The sequence below is a fragment of the Brachybacterium sp. P6-10-X1 genome, from assembly GCF_001969445.1.
Classification (GTDB): domain Bacteria; phylum Actinomycetota; class Actinomycetes; order Actinomycetales; family Dermabacteraceae; genus Brachybacterium.
Genome location: NZ_CP017297.1, coordinates 1,605,847 through 1,626,584, shown reverse-complemented (window position 1 = coordinate 1,626,584; position 20,738 = coordinate 1,605,847). Strand labels below are relative to the sequence as shown.

Sequence of the window (20,738 nt, the reverse complement as noted above, 5' to 3'; positions counted from 1 at the left end):
GGCACGGTCGGCGCGTACGCCCCGGCGTCACCGGCCCTCGGAGGCGGTCCGTGCGGCGGGGACTCCCGCGCGGCGGGCGACGTCCCGCCAGGTCTCCGCGAGAGACTCGACGGTCGCGTGCGCGTTCAGTCCGCTCGGCTGCGGCACCACCCATAACGTCACCTCCTGCGGCCAGTGCGGGACCGTCGGCGGATCCTGGATCCCCAGGTGTGATTTCCGGGCGTCGAACGCGGTGCGGAAGGCCGTGATCCCGGCGATCGCCACTACCGCCGGCCGCAGCGCAGCGACGCGCCGCGTCAGGTCTTCGCCGCCGGCCCGGAGCTCGGCGGTGCTCAGCTCATCGGCCCGGGCGGTGGCGCGGCCGACGAGGTTCGTGATGCCGATGCCGCGTTCGAGGAGGTCCTTCTCGTCCTTCTCCTCGAGGCCGCGGGAGGCGTCGACCAGCCGTGACGTGAGCCCCGCGCGATACAGGGAGGGCCAGAACCGGTTGCCGGGGCGGGCGAACGGTGCGTTGACCGCGGCGGTCCACAGACCGGGATTGATGCCGACGATCAGCAGGCGCAGGACCTGCCCGAGCTCCGGGTCGGGCAGGATGTCCTCGAGCGCGTCCTGCGGCGAGCCGGCGAAGGTCGGCAGGTCCGCCCGGGTCGGACGGCGGCCCGCCAGGGGAGAGATGCGCGGGGTGCTCATGCGGGCACCGGGATCGTGGTGCCCGGTCCGCGCGTCGTTCGTGTCGTCATCGCGCCATCCTCCCGTCGGTCGTCTCGGCCCGCTGTCGTGGCCATCCCGAGCCACTATCGCAGGCGCGGCATCGGGGTGTCGGCCAGGGGCCGACCGTCGCCGCACACCTGCTGACGCCGTGCGGCGCGCCGCCGCCGGCTGCTCGGGATCGTGCCGGGAGTGCTGGGCGCGGTGACCGGCCTCGCGAGGCCCCGGCAGCATCGCTACGGTGGAACGATGAAGCTGCGCATCGCCCCCGGGGACCTCACGGAGACCGTCGTCGACGCCGTGGTCAACGCGGCCAACTCGTCCCTGCTCGGCGGTGGCGGCGTGGACGGGGCGATCCACCGCCGGGGCGGATCGGAGATCCTCGCCGCGTGCCGCCGACTGCGCGAGACGTCCTTGCCCGACGGGCTTCCTGCCGGTCAGGCCGTCGTGACCACGGCGGGGAAGCTTCCGGCGCGCTGGGTGATCCACACCGTCGGGCCCGTGCATTCCCCGCGCGAGGACCGCTCGCAGACCCTGGCCTCGTGCTACCGAGAGGCACTGCGCGTCGCCGGAGAGATCGGCGCCCGCAGCGTCGCCTTCCCGACCATCTCCGCCGGTGTCTACGGATGGCCGATGGACGACGCCGTGCGGATCGCCGTCGAGACCGTCCGCGAGGTCGCAGCCCGGCAGGAGTCGTCCGCCCCGGGCGTCGAGGAGGTCGTCTTCGTGCCCTTCGGCGCCGACGCCGAGAGCGCGTTCCGTGCACAGCTGAGCACCTGAGCCCGGGACCGACGGTCCTGACGCCGTCGGGCCCGCACGGCCGGCCCCGCACAGCCGGCCCCGCGCGTACTGTGTCCCCATGCGCACGGGTGAGGCAGGTCGACTGCACGTCATCGCCGGGCCCATGTTCGCCGGCAAGACCGAGGAGCTGCTGCGGCGCGTCCACCGTGCACGCCTGGCGGGTCTGCAGGTCGACGTGGTGGGCCACCGGCTCGACGACCGCGGCGGCCCGGAGCGGCTCAGTACCCACATCGGCCGCACCGTCCCTGCGCGCATGCTCGAATCCGCCGACGCGGTGCTCGAGGTGCTGGAGGGGGCCTCACCCGATCTGGTCGCGATCGACGAGGCCCAGTTCTTCGGTCCGCGGATCATCCCGGTGATCGAGCAGCTGCTCGTGGCCGGGATCCAGGTCGAGGTCGCCGGGCTCTGCGTCACCTACGACGGTGGTCCCTTCGACCCGGTCCCGAGCCTGATGGCGCAGGCGGAGGAGGTGGTGAAGCTGACCGCGGTCTGCAGCATCTGCGGCGCGGACGCCGCTTTCCACATCCGTCTGCTCGCGGATGGTGGGGACGCATTGCGGGCCACTGCGGTGCAGATCGGCGGCAGCGAGTCCTACCGAGCACGGTGCCGAGCGCATCGGCACGGGGCGGCCTGATCGGAAGTCCCGAACGAGCGCATGGTCGAGATCCCTGGTCGACCGACGGCGACGACATCATCGCGGAACGTGCACGCCGCCGCGGGATCAGGCGATGGGTTCCGAGCCAGGCTCCACGAGCTCCATGAGGTCCAGATCCCACTGCCCGTCGAGGCGGCGCACGGAGAAGCGCAGATCCGCGGACTCGGACTGGCCGCCGGAGCTGTAGGACTCCGTGACCTCGAAGATCGCGTACCCCTGGCGGTTGACGCGATCGGTGACCTCGTAGTCCACCCCGGAGATCCCTTCGATGTGGTCGTCGAAGATCGAGCAGGAGGTCAGACCGGTCGCCTCCTGGAACTCGTCCGTGGTGGACTCCATGAACAGCTCGCAATCGGCGTCCTGCAGCGAGGTGTAGAAGTCGTCGACGGTCCGCTCCGGATCGCCGCGGTCGAGGATCTTCCAGCCGATGAATGCCGCGAAGACCGCGACGAGCAGCAGTCCCGCCAGCGCGATGCCGCCGAGCACGAGCCAGTGCCAGGCGGGTCGCGCCGGCCGGCCGGGCGGTGGCGTCATCGGCCCGCCGTGCGGTGCCTGGGCGTAGGCCATGGTGTCTCCCCCCGGAGGTCGTCGTGTGCACGGCGAGTATCCCGCACCCGGGGCCCGGACGCATGCCTCCACGATGGGGAGGGCTCCCCACCCCTAGGGGCCCGAGGATCCCGGCTTCCTTCCGGTCTCGACCTGCGCCGCACCGGTCTCGAACTGCGCAGCACCGGTCTCGACCTGCGCCGCGCCGGTCTCGACCTGCGCCGCGCCGGGAAGGAAGGACGCCTCCGCTCCGCCCAGTCGATAGCCTGGCGTTCATGATCGTCTCCGCAGACCCGGGCCCCGTCGGATCTCCCACCAGCAAGGACGCCGCGGGGTTCCTCGCCCCCTCCGCGCTGCGCTATGCGGCCCGTGCCGGGGAGCGCGCCGAGAGGACGCTTCCCCTGCTCGAGGGGCTGTCCCCGCTGATCGGGCGCACCATCGAGCGCGGAGAGGTGCTGCGCACCTACCTCCACCCGCGTCTGGACGCCGCTCAGACCTGGGGCGCGACCTTCGTCGCCGTGGAGCTGCTCTTCGAGGATGGCGGCAGGCTGTCCGAGCTCGACCCCCACGACCAGTACGGCACCGTCGCGACCGCGCAGGGTCTGGGCGAGGGGAAGATCCTCTACGCCGATCAGTGGAACGACGTGCAGGTCTCGCTCGACGGCGCCGTCGGCCGCACCATCGCAGAGGTCCGCCTGAGCGTCGACATCCCCGAGGACGCGGAGGCCGACCTCGTGGAGACGGCCGACGAGGACCTCGCGGCCGATCGGCCCGAGCCCGAGGAGCTCTCCGGCTGGATCGACGGCCCCTATCTCGCCCCTGCGCCCGCTGACCCGCCCCGCGAGGATCCCGTGGCCTGGGTCGACACACGGCGCGGCACCCATGCGTCCGGGGACTTCTCCCGGGGCAACAATCTTCCGCTGACCGCCGTCCCGAACGGCTTCGCCTTCTTCACCCCGGCCACCGACGCCCGCACCCGACGCTGGGTGTACGAGTACCACCGTCGCAACGGCGAGGACAACCGGCCCCGGCTGCAGGGCATGGCGATCTCCCATCAGCCCAGCCCCTGGATGGGCGACCGCAACCAGTTCGTGCTCATGCCTCTGAGGGGCGATGACCCGGACGCCTCCCCGGTGACACGGTCCCTCGGCTTCCACCACGTCGGCGAGACCGCCCGTCCCGACCTGTACGAGGTGGCGCTGGACGGCGGGACCTCGCTGCGCCTGGCGCCGACGGATCACGGGGCGATCTGCGAGATCGACGCCGACGCCGACCAGGGGCAGCTGCACCTGCTGCTCGAGGGCGTCGACGAGCACAGTCGCATCGACGCCGCCGGTGCCGTCTTCGACGGGAGGCTGCGCGCCTGGGTCGACTCCGGCCTGGCTCAGGGCTACGATCGGTCCGACGGAGCCACCCGCATGTTCGTGCTCGCCGAGGTCGAGCCGCCCCCGATCGCCGTCGGGGCCGCTCGCGGCGACTCCACCGGCAGCGTGCTCACCTTCGCCCCGGGCACGGAGCACGTCACCGTCCGCCTGGTCACCAGCTTCCTGGGGATCGAGCAGGGCCGGCGCACCTTCGCCCAGGAGGTCGAGCGACGACGCTTCGAGGACGTCCGGGTCGCCGCCCATGCGGCGTGGACCGAGCGGCTGCGGGTGATCGAGCCCGGCACGGCCACCCCGCCGCAGCTGCGCACGCTGTACGGCAATCTCTACCGGCTCAGCCTCTACCCCAACTCGCACTGGGAGAACGCCGGAACCTCCGAGCGGCCCCACCCCGTCCACGCCAGTCCGGTGCTCCCTGTCAAGGGAGAGGCCACGGACACCCGCACCAATGCCCAGGTGACCCCCGGGAGGCTGTATGTCAACAACGGGTTCTGGGACACCTACCGCACCGCCTGGCCCGCCTATGCGCTGCTGTACCCGGAGCTGGCCGCCGAGCTCGCCGACGGCTTCGTCCAGCAGTACCGCGAGGGCGGTTGGATCGCCCGCTGGTCCTCGCCCGGATACGCCGACTGCATGACCGGCACCAGCAGCGACATCGCCTTCGCGGACCTTGCCGTCAAGGGTGTGCCGCTGCCGGACCCGCTGGCCGCCTACGAGTCCGGGCTGCGCAATGCGACCGTCGCCCCCGACCGCACCGAGGTCGGCCGACGCGGCAATGAACGCGCCGTCTTCACCGGCTACGTCGATACCGACACCTCCGAGTCCGTCTCCTGGACGCTCGAGGCCCACATCAACGATGCCGGCCTGGCCGCCCAGGCCGAACTGCTCGCCGAGACCACGGAGGACGAGGAGCAGGCCGCACGGCTGCGCGAGGAAGCGGCCTATCTGCGAGCCCGCTCGGCCAACTACGTGCTGCTGTTCGATCGCTCGATCGGGTTCTTCCAGGGCCGACGCGCCGACGGCGGCTTCGCGAAGACCCCGGAGGAGTTCGACCCGAAGGAATGGGGCGGGGATTTCACCGAGACCGACGGCTGGAACTTCGCCTTCCACGTCCCTCACGACGGGGAAGGGCTGGCGACCCTGTACGACGGCCGCGAAGGTCTGAGGGCGAAGCTCGAGGAGTTCTTCGCGACCCCCGAACGGGCGGACCGCAAGGGGACCTACGGCCACGTCATCCACGAGATGGACGAGGCCAGGGCGGTGCGGATGGGCCAGTTCGGCGTCTCCAACCAGCCCTCCCACCACATCCCGTTCCTCTTCCACCACGCCGGGGCTCCGGAGCGGGCCTCGCAGGTGGTGCGCGAGGTCCACCGTCGTCTGTTCGTCGGCGAGCAGATCGGCCAGGGATACCCCGGCGACGAGGACAACGGCGAGATGAGCGCCTGGTGGCTGCTGACCGCTCTCGGGCTGTACCCGCTGCAGCTCGGCACCGGGCGCTATCACCTGGTGGCGCCGCTGTTCGATCATGCGCACGTCAAGCCGCTGGGCGGGGAGCCCTTCACCGTCACCGTCGAGGGTCAGGACCCGCAGCACGACCGCATCTCGGGGGTCATGGTCGACGGCGAGGAGCACCCCGGTGCGTGGATCGACCACGCAGTCCTGCGCGGACGGATCCAGGTCACGCTCGGCGACCGGACGAGCACCTGGGGCGAGGTGCCGCCGTCGGCCGGTGCGCCGGGAGAGCGGCCCGAGCCGCTGCGCGACCTGTTCGCCGCCGACCCCGGGGACCCCCTGCAGGACGACGACTCCCGCAGCGAGCGCGTCTGGGACAGTGCGAGCGCCGTGATCGACCTGCCCGAGCTGGGCGAGCCGATGCTGGCCCGCTTCCTCACCGTGACCTCGGCGGCCGAGACCGGCGGGGACCCGATCGCCTGGCGGCTCGAGGGCTCGGACGACGCCGAGACCTGGGTGCTGCTCGATGAGCGCACCTCCCAGAGCTTCCGCTGGCGCCGCCAGACCCGGCCCTTCGCGGTCGCCTCGCCCAGGGCGTGCATCCACCACCGGCTCGTGATCACCACCGCCGAGGGGCCGCTGCGCCTGGCCGAGCTGGAGCTGCTGGGCTGAGGGGTCGGGGGTCGGGCATCTTCTCCCTGGCTCCCTCCTACGACCTCGGGAAACCCTCCCGGTCGCCCTCTCGTGCCGACCGCCACGTCCTGCGGCCTCGGGGCCCCTCCCGTCGTCCGAGGCGTCTCGGACGTCGTACCGGGCGGGCGGGGACCTGGTCCGAGGAGCGGCGGGGAGCTGCCGGGTCCGTGGACACCGGGCGCACCGGACGCCTCACCGCGTCACCACAGGTGGACGGACCCGTCCAGCCGCCGCGACCGGCTGCCGCAGCAGCGCTCCCGGACCGGCGAGAGGCGTTCCGCGGCGCCGGTCGGCGGCGACCCACGGCCAGGTCATCAGGGCCCACACCCCTGCCACCGCGACGGCTTCGACCAGCAGGTAGAGCGGCCAGGGACCCATCACGTCCAGCAGGCTGGGACCGTCGGGCGCGCCGTTGAGATAGCCGTAGTTCGTGCCCGCCAGGAGGTTCAGCGAGAAGGCCAGCACCGCCCACCCGAGCGTGATCGCGAAGGTGACCCGGTAGCCGCGCCAGGTGGGGTGAAAGCGCAGCCCCCAGGTCAGGACGACGGGGACGAGCACCCCGCTCAGGTGCGCGATCCAGTACTCGACGAACTCCAGCGGGATCCACACGAAGTAGTTGACGTCCGGTGTGAGCACCGACTGCATGTTCAGGGTCAGACCCCAGAAGTAGCTGATCACGATCGCGCAGCGGGCCCTCGTGATCAGGGCGATCGGAGCGATGAAGCGCAGGGCGTCGGAGTAGTGCAGGGGCAGCGACTCCTGGAGGTTCCAGGACCAGGGCATGAATCCCCAGAGGGTCCAGAACACGGAGTTGGCCAGCAGCGCCCAGCCGGCGACCCGCAGGACGTGATCGACCTGTGCGGTCTCGGCGCGCCGGGCCCAGCGGACCAGCAGCACCGCGGCGAGGACGAGCAGGACGAGCATGCTCAGGTGCGCGCTCCCGTAGGCGGGCATGTGCCCCAGGGCGCCCTCGGCCGATAGGACGCCGTCGGACTCCCGCATCGCCGTCCTTCTTCCCTGAGCTGTCCGTGACCCGTGAGCCGCGACGCTGTGAGCCGTCGTGGATCCCCCGTATCGGGGTCGAGGTATCGGGGTCGAGCATACGGAAGCGTCCCGCCGGGGCGGGGCGCTTCCGGCGATCCCGTGCGATCGTCCCGAACCTCCCAGCGGGGGAAAGGCTCCCGCGCGGTCGAGGCCCGTGACGCCGCTGGGATGCTGCGGGTGCTGCGGGTCAGGCGGCCACCGCGCGCTTGCGCCGTGCGCCCTCCTTCAGCACCGTGACCACGGCCCCGGCGACCAGGGCGCCGGCGAGGATCGCGATCACGAATCCCCAGATCGGGCTGATCGCGAAGGCGACGAAGATGCCTCCGTGCGGGGCCTGGGAGCCGACGCCGAAGGCCATCACCAGTGCACCGGCGACAGCACCGCCGGTCATCATCGAGGGGATCACCCGCAGCGGATCGGCCGCGGCGAAGGGGATGGCACCCTCGGTGATGAACGCGGCGCCGAGCAGCCAGGCGGTGGTGCCGTTCTCCCGCTCCAGATCCGTGTAGAGCCGGCGCCGCACCACGGTCGACAGTGCCATCGCCAGCGGCGGCACCATGCCCGCGGCCATCACGGCCGCCATGATCTCGAAGGACGCCTCGGTGCCCTGGGACAGACCGGCCGTGGCGAAGAGGTAGGCCGCCTTGTTCACGGGGCCGCCGAGGTCGAAGCACATCATCAGCCCGATGATGACGCCCAGCAGGATCGCCGAGGAGCCCGACATCCCGGTCAGGCCGTCCTGCAGCGTGGTCATCAGCGTGGCGAGCGGTCGGCCCAGGAACAGGAGCATCAGGCCGCCGACGACGAGGGAGGTCACCAACGGGATGATCACGACGGGCATCAGCCCGGCGAGCCACCGCGGCGGCTTCAGGGTCGTCAGCCACAGGGCGACGAGACCGGCCAGTAGACCGGTGACGAGACCGCCGAGGAAGCCCGCGCCGATGAGCACGGAGACGGCGCCGCCGATGAAGCCGGGAGCGATGCCGGGACGTCCGGCCAGTCCGAAGGCGATGTAGCCGGACAGCGCGGCCACCAGGAAGCCCATCCCCGTGGACCCCAGGGTGAACAGGACGGCGCCGAGATAGAGCGCCAGTCCTGCGCGTTCGGTCTCGATGGTGCCCGTGGCGCCCTCGTAGGACCGGTGGCCCGGCAGGTCGCCCAGGGAGGATCCGGTGGCGACGTCCTGGGCGACGAAGGCGACGTCGAAGCCCGCGATGAGGAAGCCGAGCGCCATCAGCAGTCCGCCGGCGGCGACGAACGGGATCATGTAGGACACGCCGGTCATCACGGAGGCCTGGATGCGCCTGGGCCAGGACTGCCGCGCTGCGGACTCGGAGGAGGCGGAGGAGCCGGCGTCCTTCGCGCCCTCGCCGCCGGCGGCGGGAACCCGGCGCGCCGAGGGGTCCGACACCGCCGCGATCGCCTCGTCGACCATCTCGGATCCGTGCGAGATGGCCCGCTTGACCGGGTGCTCGACGAGGGGGAGGCCGGCGAAGCGCTCCCGTCCCGAGATGCTGACGTCGGCCGCGACGATGAGCGCGCCGGCGGAGGCGATCTGTTCATCGGTGAAGGGCGTGATGCCGCCGGAGCCCTGGGTCTCGGTGTGCAGCTCGACGCCCTTGTCCTTCGCCGCGTTCTCGAGGGATTCGGCGGCCATGTAGGTGTGGGCGATGCCGGTCGGGCAGGAGGTGATCGCCAGCAGCACCGGGGTGGAGTCGGCGTCGTCGGCCGTCCGGGTATCTCCGGCGACCAGGACATCTCCGGGGGCACCGGTGGCTGCGGGGGTCCCGGCGTCGTCGCCCACGGCTCCGTCGGCCGATGGCGCCCCGTCGGGGGCGTGCCCCCCGGTGGCGGGGTCGCCCGCGGCGGCGGTCTCCGTCTGCTTCTCCTCCTCCGGCTCGAGGATCCCCATCACCAGGTCGGAGACCTCGTGCGGCTCCTGGGCGGCGCGCAGGTCCGCGAGGAACTCGGGACGGATCAGCGCACGGGACAGCTGGGCGAGGAGCTTCAGGTGCTGGTCATCGGTCCCTGCCGGGGCGGCGATGCCGATCACGAGGTCGGCCGGCCCGTCGGCCGATCCGAAGTCGACCGGCTCGGACAGGCGCAGGAAGCCCAGGGCCGCCTCGTGCACGGCCTCGGTGCGGCAGTGGGGGATCGCGAAGCCGCCGGGCATGCCGGTGGCGAAGGACTCCTCGCGCTTCAGCAGGCCCGCCTCGAGGCCGTCGCGATCCGCGCGACCGGTGGCGGCGACGAGATCGGCCATCAGGCCGATCACGGCGTTCTTGTCGCCGGGAGGGGGCACCTCCAGGCGGACCAGCTCAGGGGTCATCAGTGATCCGGGCATGGTGATTCTCCTTCGACGATCGCTCCCGGGATGCCGGGAGGCGGAGGGGTCTGAGGCGCAGGGGCCGCAGGGGATTGATCCAGGGCGGTGGAACGGGTGCGGTGGTGGCGAGGGCGGAGCGGTCAGACCCGCACGACGCGCTCCACCTCGGGGCGGACCTGCTCCGGGTACGGGATGGTGGTGCCCGGCAGTCCCACGGCCGCCGTGCCGTAGGCGAGGGCACGGGCCAGGCAGTGCCGAGGTCCCTCCCCGCGGATGCGGGCGATGAGATAGCCGGCGGTCGCGGAGTCCCCGGCACCGACGGTGGAGCCGAGGGGCACGACGGGCGAGGGGCAGTACCAGGCCGCGCCCTGGGTCGCGAGCAGCCCGCCCGATCCGCCGAGGGTCACCAGCACGGAACCGACGCCCCGGTCGTGCAGCCGCAGCGCGGCCTCTCGGACCCCGTCGAGGTCCCCGGCCGCGGCCTGCTCCTCGAGCTGCTCGCCGCTGAGGCCGACGATCTGACCGAGCTCCTCGGCATTGGGCTTGAGGAAGTCCGGTGCGGTGATCGGCAGAGCGGCGGCGAGGGCGTCGAGCGGCGCGTCCGAGGTGTCCACGCCCACGCGGACGTCCTTGCCCCGGAGCTGGTCGATCAGGCGCACGTACTCGTCGACGGGCATGCCGGGGGCGAGCGATCCCGAGAGCATGACGACGTCGCCCGGTTCGACCGCGGACAGCAGCAGCTGCTCCAGGGCGGAGATCTCGGCCGGGGTCAGGGTGTCGCCCGGTTCGTTGAGCTTCGTCGTCTGTTGCGGCGTGGACAGCACGGTGAGGTTGGTCCGGGTCCGTCCCGCGACGGGACTGGCGCGGTGCGGGAGGCCGTCGGCCTCCAGGAGCGCGAGCAGGGGATCGTGCGGCGCCGCCGGCAGGATCGCGGTGACGTCGAGTCCGGCCCGCTGCACGCCGAGGGCGACGTTGACTCCCTTGCCGCCGGGCTGGGTGGTCTCGCTCGCGATCCGGTGCACGCCGCCGGGGGTGAGGGGGCCGCCGAGGTCGACGGTGCGGTCCAGCGAGGGGTTCGCCGTCAGGGTGATGATCACGCCTGGATCACCTCGATCCCGGCCTCGACCAGGGACGAGTGGATCTCGTCGGGCAGGGCGCCGTCGGTCACGAGGGCGTCGATCTCGGTGCTGCGCGCGAAGGTGACCAGGTGGCGCGTCCCGGCCTTGGAGGAGTCCGCGAGGACCACGCGCCGCCCGGCCGAGCGGACCATCGCGGACTTCACGGCGGCCTCGTCCGGATCGGGCGTGGTGAATCCCTCCGCGTCCAGGCCGTTGCAGCCGAGGAACGCGACCTCGGAGTTCAGCGCACGCACCGCGTCGACCGTGGCGGAGCCCACCGCTGCCTGCGTGGTGGGGCGCACGCGGCCGGGCAGCAGGTGCACCTCGAGCTCGGTGTGGACCAGGGCTCCCTGGGCGATCGCAGGGGCATTGGTGATCACCGGTCCGCGGCGGGGCGCGAGGTGGGGGAGCAGCTCGGCCGTGGTGCTGCCGGCGTCCAGCAGGACCGCGGCGCGAGGGTCGGTGGGCAGCAGGCGCGCTGCGGCGAGAGCGATCCGACGCTTGGCCTCCACGTGGGTCGTGCGCCGGGAATCCAGGTCGGGCTCGACCTCGGTGGTGCTGCGGGGGACGGCGCCACCGTGCACGCGGACCAGGAGCTCCTGCGCGGCGAGCTGGTCGAGGTCGCGGCGCACCGTCTCGGTGGTCACCGCGAAATGCTCGGCCAGCGCCGTGACGGTGACCCGTCCGGAGCTGCTGAGGATCTCGCGGATCTGGCGCTGTCGTTCGCGAGCGTACACGCGGGTCACCTGCCTCATCGAAGGGGGAGCATCCGCGCCGTCCGGGCGATCCGAGAGGTCCTCCCCGACGGCGGATGTCAGGACTCTACGCCTCGAACCCACTGAAAACAACATTTGGGATGTGTTGGACTGTGTGGAGATGGTTGGTTAGAGATGTCGGAGCACCACCGATCGCCCGTCGAGGCACGGGCGGCGATACGGCGAACCGGCGACGGGCAGCAGATGCCGGGGCGTTGGATCGTCTCCCGCGGCGCCGGGACGAGACCTCCCTCGCGTGCACCCGCCTGCGACGACCGTGCACGACCCGTCGGCGGATACCATCGGAGCACTCTGCGCCGACCGCACCCGAGGAGAAGTGACCGCATGTCCCAGGCCTTCCATGCCGACTCGTCCGAGCTCTCGACCAAGGAGGTCCTGGACTGGGAACTGTTCGGCACTGCCTCGCGAGAGCTCGCGCAGACTATCGCCGACTCCGCCTTCGATCCGGAGATCGTCATCGCGGTGGCCCGCGGCGGTCTGCTGCCGGCAGGATCGCTGTCCTACGCGCTGGGCCTGAAGCTCGCCGACGCCATCAACGTCGAGTTCTACACCGACGTGCACGAGACCCTGCCGGACCCGGTGCTGCTGGCCCCGATGCTCGACACCGATTCGATCCAGGGCAAGCGACTGCTGGTCGTCGACGACGTCGCGGATTCCGGTCGGACCCTCGCCCTGGTCCTGGACCTGCTGCGCGAGATGGGGGCCGACGCCCGCAGCGCCGTGCTGTACGCGAAGTCCGCCTCCGCCGTCACCCCGGACTACGTGTGGCGTCGCACCGACGAGTGGATCGTCTTCCCCTGGTCCGCCGAACCGCCGGTCACCCCGTCGGCCGGGAGCGTCTGAGGCCGACCTCGAGCGTGATGGTCACCGTCTGAGCGTGATCGTCACGGTCTGCGAAGACTTGTCAGGCTCTGCTCCCCACGGACGCCGCAGCCTCGCCGGATAGCTCGAGGGCTGCTCGGCGCCGCCGAACGGCGCCCGGTGTGCTCGCACCTCCAGGGGATCTCCCGTCTAGTCCTTCGATTCCTGCCCGGTCGCCGGGTCCTTCTCGGTCGGCTCGGCGTCGCCGTGCTCCGCGTCCTCGTCCCCGTGGTGCCCGAAGGGCAGGAAGTGCACGATGATGACGACGACGGCGCCGATGATCAGGCCGAACACGAAGGAGGAGGCGGTGTTCACCAGCCAGGCGAGGACGGCACCGATCCCGGCGACGGTCCCGACGGCGACCTCGAGGTGGTGCACGAGACCGTAGGGCTGGGCGAGCCCGAGCTCATCGGTGCCCACCAGCAGGATGTGGCCACCCACCCAGAGCATCGCGACCATGCCGACGTAGCTGATGACCTCCATGACCTTCGGCATCGCGCCGACCAGGCCGGCACCGAACCTCTGCGCGAACGCGGAGTCCCCGTCCTCGGTCATGGCCAGGCCGACGTCGTCCATCTTCACCAGGATCCCGACTGCGCCGTAGACGAGCGCCGTGATGCCGATCGCGACGACGATCAGCACCGCGGCCCGTGCCCACAGGGACTCCGTGTCGATGGAGTTCATGGAGATGACCATGATCTCGGCGGAGAGGATGAGGTCCGTGCGCACGGCGCTCGTGACGATCTTGTCCTCGGCCTCGGCTCCCTTCGACGTGGCCGGCGCCTTCTTGGGCTTCCCGCGCACCAGCTCCCAGATCTTCTCGGCACCCTCGAAGCTGAGATAGAGGCCGCCGAGCATGAGGATCGGCGTGAGCAGCCACGGGGCGAAGACGCTGAGCAGCAGCAGGACCGGCAGGATGAAGACCAGCTTGTTGCGCAGCGACCCCTTGGTGATGCGCCAGATGATCGGCAGCTCGCGCTTGGGCTTGATGCCCCGGACGTACTGCGGCGTGACGGCGGCGTCGTCGATGACCACGCCCATCGCCTTCGAGCTCGCCTTCGCGGAGGCGGCGGCCACGTCGTCGGCGCCGGCGGCGGCCAGACGTGCGAGCGCGGCGACGTCATCGAGCAGGGCGGCGAGGCCACCGGCCATGGCGAGATTCCTTCCCCCGGGGTCCCGACCGTCCGTCGACGGTCGGGGTCAGGATAGCGGGAGTGCTCCGCTCTCCGTTCCTTCGCGCCGTCACCGACATGTGCTCTGAGAGCGAACCACCGCCCCCGGGCCTCGACGCCGCGCGATGACGGTGCAAAGGTGGGGGTATGGATATTGCACTCATCGGAGGACATGGCAAGATCGCGCTGCTCGCGGAGCCGCTGCTGGCACAGGCGGGGCACACCGTCCACGCGGTGATCCGTAACCCGGAGCAGGTCGCGGAGGTCGAGGCCACCGGCGCGAAGGCCGTCGTGGCGGACATCGAATCGCTGGACGCCGCCGGCTGGGACGAGCTGCTGCGCGGCAAGGACGCGGTGGTGTGGGCCGCCGGCGCCGGCGGCGGGGACCCACAGCGCACCTGGGCCGTCGACCACGACGCGGCGATCGCGTCGATGGACGCCGCCGCCCGGGTCGGCGCGGACCGCTACGTGATGGTCAGCTACTTCGGAGCCTCCCTCGACCACGGGGTGCCCGAGAGCGAGCCGTTCCACGCCTACGCCGAGGCGAAGGCGCGTGCCGACGCCCATCTGCAGGACTCGCAGCTGGACTGGACCGTCCTCGGCCCCTCGGGGCTCACCCTCGAGGAGCCCAGCGGGAGCATCGACCTGGCCGCCTCCGAGGGCAGCACCGTCGCGCGCGGGAACGTCGCCCGCGTGATCGCGGCAGTGCTCGAGCGGCCCGCCACCGCCGGGAAGTTCCTCGCCTTCAACGACGGGGAGCAGGAGATCGGCGCCGCCCTCGACGCCGCGCGCTGAGGCACCCGCACGAACGGTCGACGTCGACGGCCCCGTCATCCGGCAGGATGGACGGGGCCGTCGACGGTCCGGACAGCTGCCGCGGTGCAGACAGTTGCCGTGGTGCAGACAGCTGCCGCGGTGCGGGCGGGTCGTGACGGTGCACGCAGAACGGCGGGTGGGTCGCGAGCGACCCGAGCACGAGGTGAAGGAGCAGCAGTGGACGGCGCACGTCGATGGGCAGCGGTGACGGCGCTGGCGGTGGGGATCTTCGTGCTCGTCACGATCGAGGAGCTGCCGATCGGCGTGCTCAGCGTGATGGCACCGGACCTCGGGGTCAGCGAGGGCGTCGCCGGCCTCGCCGTGACCGTCCCCGGGATCCTCGCCGGGGTCGTCGCCCTGCTCACCCCGGTGATCGTGCGCGGGATGGACCGTCGTCTGGTGCCGGTGATCGCCATGGCCTCCGTGGTGGTCTCCTGCGTGCTCAGCGTGGTCGCGCCGACCTTCGCGGTGCTGCTGATCGCCCGACTGTTCGCAGGGATCTCGATCGGCCTGTACTGGGCGGTGATGGCCATCGTCGCCCTCGGCCAGGTGCCCCGCGAGCAGGCCGCCCGTGCCCTGACCCTCGCCTTCGGCGGGGCCGGTGCCGCCCTGGTCCTGGGCGTCCCCGTCGGAGCCTGGATCGGGACCCACCTGGGGTGGCGCTCCGCCTTCGCCGTCGTCGGCGCCGCCGCGGCCGTGGTGACCGTGCTGCTGCTCGTGCTCGTCCGACCCGTCCGCACCGAATCCCGGGTGACCCCGCAGATGATGCTGGCCGCCGCCCGGCACCGCGGCGTGCGCTACGCGCTGGCTTTCGCGGTGCTGGTGGTCGTCGCGCAGTTCATCACCTACGCCTACATCAGCCCGATCCTGCTGGAGCGGGGCGAGGTGCCGGTCACCCGCGTGGGCGGGATGCTGCTCGCCTACGGGATCGCCGGGCTGATCGGCAACTTCGCGGTGGCCCCGCTGCTGCGGCGCAGCGCCGCGATCGGCGTGCTCGTGGTCTCCACGGGCATCGGCGCCGGGCTGCTCGCGGTGCTGGTGCTGATGCGCGGTCCGGTCTCGGCGCTGCTGGTCATGCTGGTGTGGGGACTGTTCGTCGGGGCGGTCTCGGTGACCGTCCAAGCCTTCGTGAACAGCCAGGCCAGCGAGGTCATCGAGGAGGGCACGGCGCTGAACAGCGCGGTGTTCAACGCCGCGATCGCGAGCGGAGCCCTCATCGGCGGGGTGCTGCTGGAGGGCGCCGGTCAGACCGCGGTGATCCTGACGTCCACGGTGATGGTGATCGCGGGGGTGCTCGTCGCCGTGCACTACCTGCGCACCACGCCGGCGCAGCGCGCGACGGCGTGAGCAGCGCGCGACGGCCGAGCGGGCGCGTCGCGACGCCCGGTCTCAGTCGGTGATGCGGAAGCTCTCGGCCCCGCGAGGCTGTTCGGAGCGCACATCGATCCCGCTGACCTGCGCGCTGGGCGGGCCCTCGCGCAGCCAGCTGATCATCTGCTCGACCGCCTCAGCGGACCCTTCGACGTCGGCCTCCACCGAGGCGTCCCACAGATTGCGCACGGTCCCGCTCACGCCCAGGCGCGCGGCCTGCGAGGCCGCCGACATCCGGAATCCGACGCCCTGCACCTGCCCGCGGACGCGGACGATCCGACGCACTCGGTGGCCGGCGGGATCGCTGGGAACAGGCGGTCGGGCTCGTTCGGTCGGTTCGTGCTCTGTCATCGCGACCTGCAGTTCCGGACGGAGGTGCTCATGTCGTTCGCTCCGTCCCATTGTGCGGCTGTCACGAGCAGGCGTCCATTCCGCGTCCGCTCCGCCGGTGAGCCCCGGGACCTGGACCGTCAGTTCTGTGGGCCGGAGGACCGGCACGAGCGCCGACGTCGGTCGTGGTGGGATCTGATTCGGTGCGCTGGCGCTGGCGCTGGCGCTGGCACAGCACCAGCACCGGCACCGCCCGGGCGGGACGCCGACCGATCGCTCGAACGTCCCCGCGCCGCTGGTGGCAGGATCGGGCCATGACGGATTTCTCGGTGGGCGACCATGTGCAATGGAACTCGGAGGCCGGCGTCGTCAGCGGCGTCATCACGGCCACACACACGAAGGACGTGCAGTTCAAGGGACGCACCCGGCACTGCAGCCCGGACGATCCGCAGTACGAGATCGCGAGCGACAAGACCGATCACGTGGCGATGCACAAGGGCAGCGCCCTGCGACGTGCCGACTGACGCACGACCCGCCGTCCGGGACGCTGGGCGGTGCACCCCGACGGTGCTGCCCTGCAATGGCCTGGACGTGGCGTCGTCGCCGGTGATGGGATTCGCCCATGGCGACGCCCCCGAGATCTCCGACGCCTCCGAGACCCCTGAGGCTCCCGACGGCCGGGACGGTCCTGAGCGTCCCGGGCCCCGAGGAGCTCGAGCATGTCCTGGCGGTGCTGCGCACCTGGCAGACCGATGATGACGTGCCGCTGCATCTGCACCCCGGGGACGTGGGCTTCCATCATGCGCACGGGGCGGAGCGGACCACCGCGTGCGCCGGTTCGAGCGTGCGATCTGCCGGACCGCGGCCGCGAGGCTGCGGGCGATGGGATCCTCCAGCGCCGAGGTGTGCACCCCGCGTTCACTGACCGGCGCGGTCGCGACCTATGTCTCGGCCCAGTACCGGCGCCACGCCGACGTTCCCGACCTGCACCGGAGCGTGACCGCCCGAGGACGGGGCACCGACGAACCGGGGACCTGAGGACGGGGGACCTGAGGACGGGGGACCTGAGGACGGGGGACCTGAGGACCGAGCGCCGACGGGACGGCCCGCAGTCGCCTCACTCGTTGTCTCCTCCGGTGCCCCCGGACGTCTCGTCCTGGGCACCGGCGCCCTCGTCCCACTGCCACCCCGAGATCTCCGGCGGATCCTCCCCGTGCTCGTACGCGTAGGCCCGGGCCCGGAACCGCTCGTCCTCCATCTGCTGACGCAGCCCCGCGTATCGGGTCGCGAGCCCCCCGACCCGATCGATCACGTCCATCACCAGGTGGAAGCGGTCGGTGTCGTTGCGCATCAGCATGTCGAAGGGCGTGGTGGTCGTACCCTCCTCCTTGTAACCGCGCACGTGGATCCGCGAGCTGCGATCGTGGCGGTAGGCGAGGCGATGGATCAGCCAGGGATACCCGTGGTACGCGAACACCACCGGGATGTCCTGGCCGAACAGCCCGTCGAAGTCCCGCTGCGAGAGCCCGTGCGGATGTTCGGAGTCGTCCTGCAGACGCATCAGATCGACCACGTTGACCACCCGGACCCGGAGCGCGGGGATCCACTCGCGCAGGATCTTCGCGGCGGCGAGCGTCTCGAGGGTGGGGACGTCCCCGGCGCAGGCCAGCACCACCTCGGGCTCCTCGCCGTCGACCTCCGTGCCGGCCCACTCCCAGATGCCCAGGCCCCGCGTGCAGTGGACGATCGCCTCGTCCATCGACAGCCAGGTGGGGCCCGGCTGCTTGCCGGCGACGACCACGTTCACGTACTGACGCGAGCGCAGGCAGTGGTCGTAGATCGACAGCAGCGTGTTCGCATCCGGTGGCAGGTACACCCGGACGATCTCGGCCTTCTTGTTGACCATGTGATCGATGAAGCCGGGATCCTGATGGGAGAACCCGTTGTGGTCCTGGCGCCATACGTGCGAGCTGAGCAGGTAGTTCAGCGACGCCAGCGGCCGACGCCACTCCAGCTCGTTCGTCACCTTCAACCACTTCGCGTGCTGATTGACCATGGAGTCGACGATGTGGATGAACGCCTCGTAGGAGGAGAACACGCCGTGCCGGCCGGTGAGCAGATACCCCTCGAGCCAGCCCTGGCACTGGTGCTCGGAGAGCACCTCCATGACCCGTCCGGCCCGCGCGAGATGCTCCTCGCGGTCGTGGGGTTCGAACTCGGCGTTCCACTGCTTGTCGGTCCGCTCGTAGACGGCCTGCAGCCGGTTCGAGGCGGTCTCGTCGGGTCCGAAGATCCGGAAGGTGGTGGGGTTCTCGTCGATCACGTCACGCAGCCACGCCCCCAGCACCCGGGTGGCCTCGGCGATCGTGCCGCCCGGACGCGGGACCTCCACCGCGTGCTCGCGGAAGTCCGGCAGCCGCAGCGGTTTCAGCACGGAACCGCCGTTGGTCGAGGGGTTCGCCGACATCCGATGGTCTGCAGGGGGCGCGGTCTCCGCGATGGTCTCGAGCAGTCGCCCGTCCTCGTCGAAGAGTTCCTCGGGGCGGTAGGAGCGCAGCCAGGCGTCCAGCTCGGCGAGGTGCTCGTCGCTGTCGCGGGCACCGCCCAGCGGCACCTGGTGCGAGCGCCAGGAGCCCTCGGTCACGTGGCCGTCGACGGTCTTCGGCCCGGTCCAGCCCTTCGGGGTGCGGAAGACGATCATCGGCCAGGCCGGGCGCTCGCTCTCGCGTCCGGCCGCAGCGTCCTCCTGCGCCTGCTGCTTGATCTGTGCGATCTGGTCGAGGGCCGAGTCCAGCACGACGGCGAATCGCTCGTGCGTGACCAGCGGGTCCTCGTCGTCGAAGCCGCCGGTGAAGAACAGCGGCGTGTGGCCGTAGCCGCGCAGCAGCGCCTCGAGCTCCTCGTCGCCGATCCGCGCCAGCACCGTCGGGTTCGCGATCTTGTACCCGTTCAGATGCAGGATCGGCAGCACCACGCCGTCCTGCTGGGGGTTCGCGAACTTGTTGGAGTGCCAGGAGGTCGCCAGCGGGCCGGTCTCCGCCTCGCCGTCGCCGACCACCGTGAAGGCGATCTGGTCAGGGCTGTCGAACATCGCCCCGTAGGCGTGGGAGAGGGAGTACCCGAGCTCGCCGCCCTCGTGGATCGACCCGGGGGTCTCCGGGGCGACGTGCGAGGGGATTCCGCCGGGGAAGGAGAACTGCGTGAACAGCTGCTTCATCCCCTCCTCGTCCTGTCCCACGGCGGGGTAGACCTCGGAGTAGGTGCCCTCGAGATAGCTGGCGGCCACCAGACCCGGGCCGCCGTGGCCGGGGCCGGTGATGTACAGCGCGTTCAAGCCCCGCTGTCGGATCGCCCGGTTCGCATGGGCGTACAAGAAGGTCAGACCCGGGGTGGTGCCCCAGTGGCCGAGCAGACGCGGCTTGATCTGCTCGCGCTGCAGGGGCCGGCGCAGCAGCGGATTGTCCATCAGATAGATCTGCCCGACCGAGAGGTAGTTCGCGGCTCGCCACCAGGCGTGGAGCCGGTCGAGCTCCTCCTCGGTGGGGGCGTGGGCGGGGGAGTTCGGCCAGGTCGCGGTGGTGGTCATGACGCCTTCCAGCACGTGGGTGACATCGAGGGCCCGGAGGGCCTGACCTCACCGTACGGCGGGCCCGGAGGCGAGGGAAGGGCGAGTGCCGGACTCGGGTCTGCGACAGGTCCGGGCCGGCCTCCGGTTCGGATCGGACGGGGGAGGGGCCGACGGGCCATGGAACAGTCCGCGGTGCGCGCCGCGGATGAGAGGGCGATGAGAGTGCTCTCAGGAAGCTCGCGGCAGCCGGACATTGTTTCTACGCTGGGTTCATCGACCACTCATCGGGGCGAACGCCCCACAGGAGGAGACCGGACATGTCCCGCACGACGCGTTCCCGCACCACCGCCCGTGCCGCCGCCCTCGGCGCGCTCGTGATCGCCCTCGCCGCCGGCTGCGGTGGGCAGGCCGACGAGAACGATGAGGGCATCACCCAGGGCGCGGGCTCCGGGAGTTCCGCCAGCGACGGCGGCGGCGACACCGCGGCGAGCGACGGCGGCGGTTCCTCCGAGGACGCCGGCTCCGACGCCTCAGGTTCCGAGGACGCGGCCGCGCTCCCCGCGGACGCCGACCTCGCCGCGTCGCAGCTGCCGGTCCCCGCCGAGGAAGCCGTCGGCATCGCCGTGCAGACCGCGGGCGGCGGCGAGACGGTGTCGGTCTCGATCGACCACGACGACGATCGCGGCTGGGTCTGGGAGATCGAGGTGGCCCTCGACGGCCAGGAGCACGATCTCGACATCGACGCCACCACCGGGAAGGTCCTCGAGCACGACGAGGAGGACGACAAGGTCGAGGACCCCGTCGTGGACGTCACCGCGCCGATGACGCCCCAGGAGGCCATCGACCTCGCCGTCCAGGAGCGTGACGGGCGGGTCTCGGGTTGGGATCTGGACTCCGACGACGGCGCGATCCGCTACCAGCTCGACATCGAGTCGTCCGACGGCGAGGATGACGTGGAGGTCGTCGTCGACGTCAGCAGTGGTGAGGTCCGCGTCGAGGATTGATCGACCGAGAAATGATCGGCCGAGGACCGACCGACCCGGGTCCGTCCGGCACGGACCGATCGAACGCTGATCGCCCGGATGCCGATCGGCTGAGCAGCGGTCATCGACCCAGAGC

General features: G+C 71.5%; 18 protein-coding genes. 9 read left to right on the top strand and 9 right to left on the bottom strand.

Features of this window, described 5'->3' with window-relative positions; all coding sequences use genetic code 11:
* Window positions 1–27: 27 nt before the first annotated feature.
* On the bottom strand, window positions 28–690 hold the full coding sequence (locus tag BH708_RS07400; RefSeq protein ID WP_076807796.1) for a mismatch-specific DNA-glycosylase: 663 nt from the start codon (window positions 688–690) through the stop codon (window positions 28–30).
* A 267-nt stretch (window positions 691–957) separates the two neighbouring features.
* Here BH708_RS07400 and BH708_RS07395 point away from each other — a divergent pair, with 267 nt between their 5' ends.
* Both BH708_RS07395 and BH708_RS07390 read left to right on the top strand, forming a co-directional pair.
* Window positions 958–1,488, top strand: a complete 531-nt coding sequence (locus tag BH708_RS07395; RefSeq protein WP_076807794.1) for an O-acetyl-ADP-ribose deacetylase — start codon at window positions 958–960, stop codon at window positions 1,486–1,488.
* 79 nt (window positions 1,489–1,567) lie between these two features.
* Complete coding sequence (locus BH708_RS07390) at window positions 1,568–2,143, top strand: thymidine kinase (protein WP_076807792.1); 576 nt, start codon at window positions 1,568–1,570, stop codon at window positions 2,141–2,143.
* A gap of 87 nt (window positions 2,144–2,230) precedes the next feature.
* On the opposite strand, the gene BH708_RS07385 is transcribed toward BH708_RS07390, so the two are convergent.
* Window positions 2,231–2,731: a hypothetical protein gene (locus BH708_RS07385; protein ID WP_076807790.1), complete on the bottom strand. Its 501-nt coding sequence runs from the start codon at window positions 2,729–2,731 to the stop codon at window positions 2,231–2,233.
* A 254-nt stretch (window positions 2,732–2,985) separates the two neighbouring features.
* On the opposite strand from BH708_RS07385, the gene BH708_RS07380 reads away from it, so the two are divergent.
* Complete coding sequence (locus tag BH708_RS07380) at window positions 2,986–6,216, top strand: GH92 family glycosyl hydrolase (protein ID WP_076807788.1); 3,231 nt, start codon at window positions 2,986–2,988, stop codon at window positions 6,214–6,216.
* Between the two features lie 213 nt (window positions 6,217–6,429).
* Here the strand turns inward: BH708_RS07380 and BH708_RS07375 are convergent, their stop codons facing one another.
* From BH708_RS07375 to BH708_RS07360, 4 genes are all read right to left on the bottom strand, one after another.
* Complete coding sequence (locus BH708_RS07375) at window positions 6,430–7,239, bottom strand: TIGR02206 family membrane protein (protein WP_253705508.1); 810 nt, start codon at window positions 7,237–7,239, stop codon at window positions 6,430–6,432.
* A 229-nt stretch (window positions 7,240–7,468) separates the two neighbouring features.
* The gene (locus BH708_RS07370) at window positions 7,469–9,625 is read right to left on the bottom strand and encodes a fructose-specific PTS transporter subunit EIIC (RefSeq protein ID WP_076807787.1); all 2,157 of its coding nucleotides are present in this window, start codon (window positions 9,623–9,625) and stop codon (window positions 7,469–7,471) included.
* Window positions 9,626–9,747: 122 nt separating this feature from the next.
* Window positions 9,748–10,704, bottom strand: coding sequence for a 1-phosphofructokinase family hexose kinase (locus BH708_RS07365; RefSeq protein WP_076807785.1), 957 nt, complete (start codon window positions 10,702–10,704; stop codon window positions 9,748–9,750).
* On the bottom strand, window positions 10,701–11,471 hold the full coding sequence (locus tag BH708_RS07360; RefSeq protein WP_253705507.1) for a DeoR/GlpR family DNA-binding transcription regulator: 771 nt from the start codon (window positions 11,469–11,471) through the stop codon (window positions 10,701–10,703). The genes BH708_RS07365 and BH708_RS07360 overlap by 4 nt, the downstream gene beginning before the upstream one ends.
* A 354-nt stretch (window positions 11,472–11,825) precedes the next feature.
* Between BH708_RS07360 and BH708_RS07355 the strand changes: the two genes are divergently transcribed.
* Window positions 11,826–12,344, top strand: a complete 519-nt coding sequence (locus tag BH708_RS07355) for a phosphoribosyltransferase (RefSeq protein ID WP_076807784.1) — start codon at window positions 11,826–11,828, stop codon at window positions 12,342–12,344.
* A 168-nt stretch (window positions 12,345–12,512) separates the two neighbouring features.
* Here BH708_RS07355 and BH708_RS07350 read toward each other — a convergent pair whose 3' ends face one another.
* Window positions 12,513–13,514, bottom strand: coding sequence for a DUF808 domain-containing protein (locus BH708_RS07350; RefSeq protein ID WP_076807782.1), 1,002 nt, complete (start codon window positions 13,512–13,514; stop codon window positions 12,513–12,515).
* Window positions 13,515–13,681: 167 nt separating this feature from the next.
* On the opposite strand from BH708_RS07350, the gene BH708_RS07345 reads away from it, so the two are divergent.
* Window positions 13,682–14,329, top strand: a complete 648-nt coding sequence (locus BH708_RS07345; RefSeq protein ID WP_076807780.1) for an NAD(P)H-binding protein — start codon at window positions 13,682–13,684, stop codon at window positions 14,327–14,329.
* 198 nt (window positions 14,330–14,527) lie between these two features.
* Window positions 14,528–15,697: an MFS transporter gene (locus BH708_RS07340; RefSeq protein ID WP_253705506.1), complete on the top strand. Its 1,170-nt coding sequence runs from the start codon at window positions 14,528–14,530 to the stop codon at window positions 15,695–15,697.
* Between the two features lie 42 nt (window positions 15,698–15,739).
* Here the strand turns inward: BH708_RS07340 and BH708_RS07335 are convergent, their stop codons facing one another.
* The gene (locus tag BH708_RS07335) at window positions 15,740–16,072 is read right to left on the bottom strand and encodes an acylphosphatase (RefSeq protein WP_076810928.1); all 333 of its coding nucleotides are present in this window, start codon (window positions 16,070–16,072) and stop codon (window positions 15,740–15,742) included.
* Window positions 16,073–16,365: 293 nt separating this feature from the next.
* Between BH708_RS07335 and BH708_RS07330 the strand changes: the two genes are divergently transcribed.
* Together BH708_RS07330 and BH708_RS07325 are read left to right on the top strand one after the other, a co-directional pair.
* Window positions 16,366–16,575, top strand: coding sequence for a DUF2945 domain-containing protein (locus tag BH708_RS07330; protein WP_076807778.1), 210 nt, complete (start codon window positions 16,366–16,368; stop codon window positions 16,573–16,575).
* Window positions 16,576–16,933: 358 nt separating this feature from the next.
* Window positions 16,934–17,089, top strand: a complete 156-nt coding sequence (locus BH708_RS07325; protein WP_157235804.1) for a hypothetical protein — start codon at window positions 16,934–16,936, stop codon at window positions 17,087–17,089.
* A gap of 79 nt (window positions 17,090–17,168) precedes the next feature.
* Here the strand turns inward: BH708_RS07325 and BH708_RS07320 are convergent, their stop codons facing one another.
* Complete coding sequence (locus BH708_RS07320) at window positions 17,169–19,637, bottom strand: phosphoketolase (RefSeq protein WP_076807774.1); 2,469 nt, start codon at window positions 19,635–19,637, stop codon at window positions 17,169–17,171.
* 299 nt (window positions 19,638–19,936) lie between these two features.
* Here BH708_RS07320 and BH708_RS07315 point away from each other — a divergent pair, with 299 nt between their 5' ends.
* Window positions 19,937–20,623 (top strand): PepSY domain-containing protein, encoded by a 687-nt coding sequence (locus BH708_RS07315; RefSeq protein WP_076807773.1) that lies wholly within the window; start codon window positions 19,937–19,939, stop codon window positions 20,621–20,623.
* The last annotated feature ends 115 nt before the right edge of the window (window positions 20,624–20,738 follow it).

Bases quoted from the DNA above. Each gene is read 5' to 3' on its own strand.
- BH708_RS07330 (WP_076807778.1), top strand. From the start codon at position 16,366: ATGACGGATTTCTCGGTGGGCGACCATGTGCAATGGAACTCGGAGGCC.
- BH708_RS07315 (WP_076807773.1), top strand. From the start codon at position 19,937: ATGTCCCGCACGACGCGTTCCCGCACCACCGCCCGTGCCGCCGCCCTC.
- BH708_RS07395 (WP_076807794.1), top strand. From the start codon at position 958: ATGAAGCTGCGCATCGCCCCCGGGGACCTCACGGAGACCGTCGTCGAC.
- BH708_RS07380 (WP_076807788.1), top strand. From the start codon at position 2,986: ATGATCGTCTCCGCAGACCCGGGCCCCGTCGGATCTCCCACCAGCAAG.
- BH708_RS07375 (WP_253705508.1), bottom strand. From the start codon at position 7,239: ATGCGGGAGTCCGACGGCGTCCTATCGGCCGAGGGCGCCCTGGGGCAC.
- BH708_RS07355 (WP_076807784.1), top strand. From the start codon at position 11,826: ATGTCCCAGGCCTTCCATGCCGACTCGTCCGAGCTCTCGACCAAGGAG.
- BH708_RS07335 (WP_076810928.1), bottom strand. From the start codon at position 16,072: ATGACAGAGCACGAACCGACCGAACGAGCCCGACCGCCTGTTCCCAGC.
- BH708_RS07350 (WP_076807782.1), bottom strand. From the start codon at position 13,514: ATGGCCGGTGGCCTCGCCGCCCTGCTCGATGACGTCGCCGCGCTCGCA.
- BH708_RS07400 (WP_076807796.1), bottom strand. From the start codon at position 690: ATGAGCACCCCGCGCATCTCTCCCCTGGCGGGCCGCCGTCCGACCCGG.
- BH708_RS07320 (WP_076807774.1), bottom strand. From the start codon at position 19,637: ATGACCACCACCGCGACCTGGCCGAACTCCCCCGCCCACGCCCCCACC.
- BH708_RS07325 (WP_157235804.1), top strand. From the start codon at position 16,934: ATGGGATCCTCCAGCGCCGAGGTGTGCACCCCGCGTTCACTGACCGGC.
- BH708_RS07385 (WP_076807790.1), bottom strand. From the start codon at position 2,731: ATGGCCTACGCCCAGGCACCGCACGGCGGGCCGATGACGCCACCGCCC.
- BH708_RS07390 (WP_076807792.1), top strand. From the start codon at position 1,568: ATGCGCACGGGTGAGGCAGGTCGACTGCACGTCATCGCCGGGCCCATG.
- BH708_RS07345 (WP_076807780.1), top strand. From the start codon at position 13,682: ATGGATATTGCACTCATCGGAGGACATGGCAAGATCGCGCTGCTCGCG.
- BH708_RS07370 (WP_076807787.1), bottom strand. From the start codon at position 9,625: ATGCCCGGATCACTGATGACCCCTGAGCTGGTCCGCCTGGAGGTGCCC.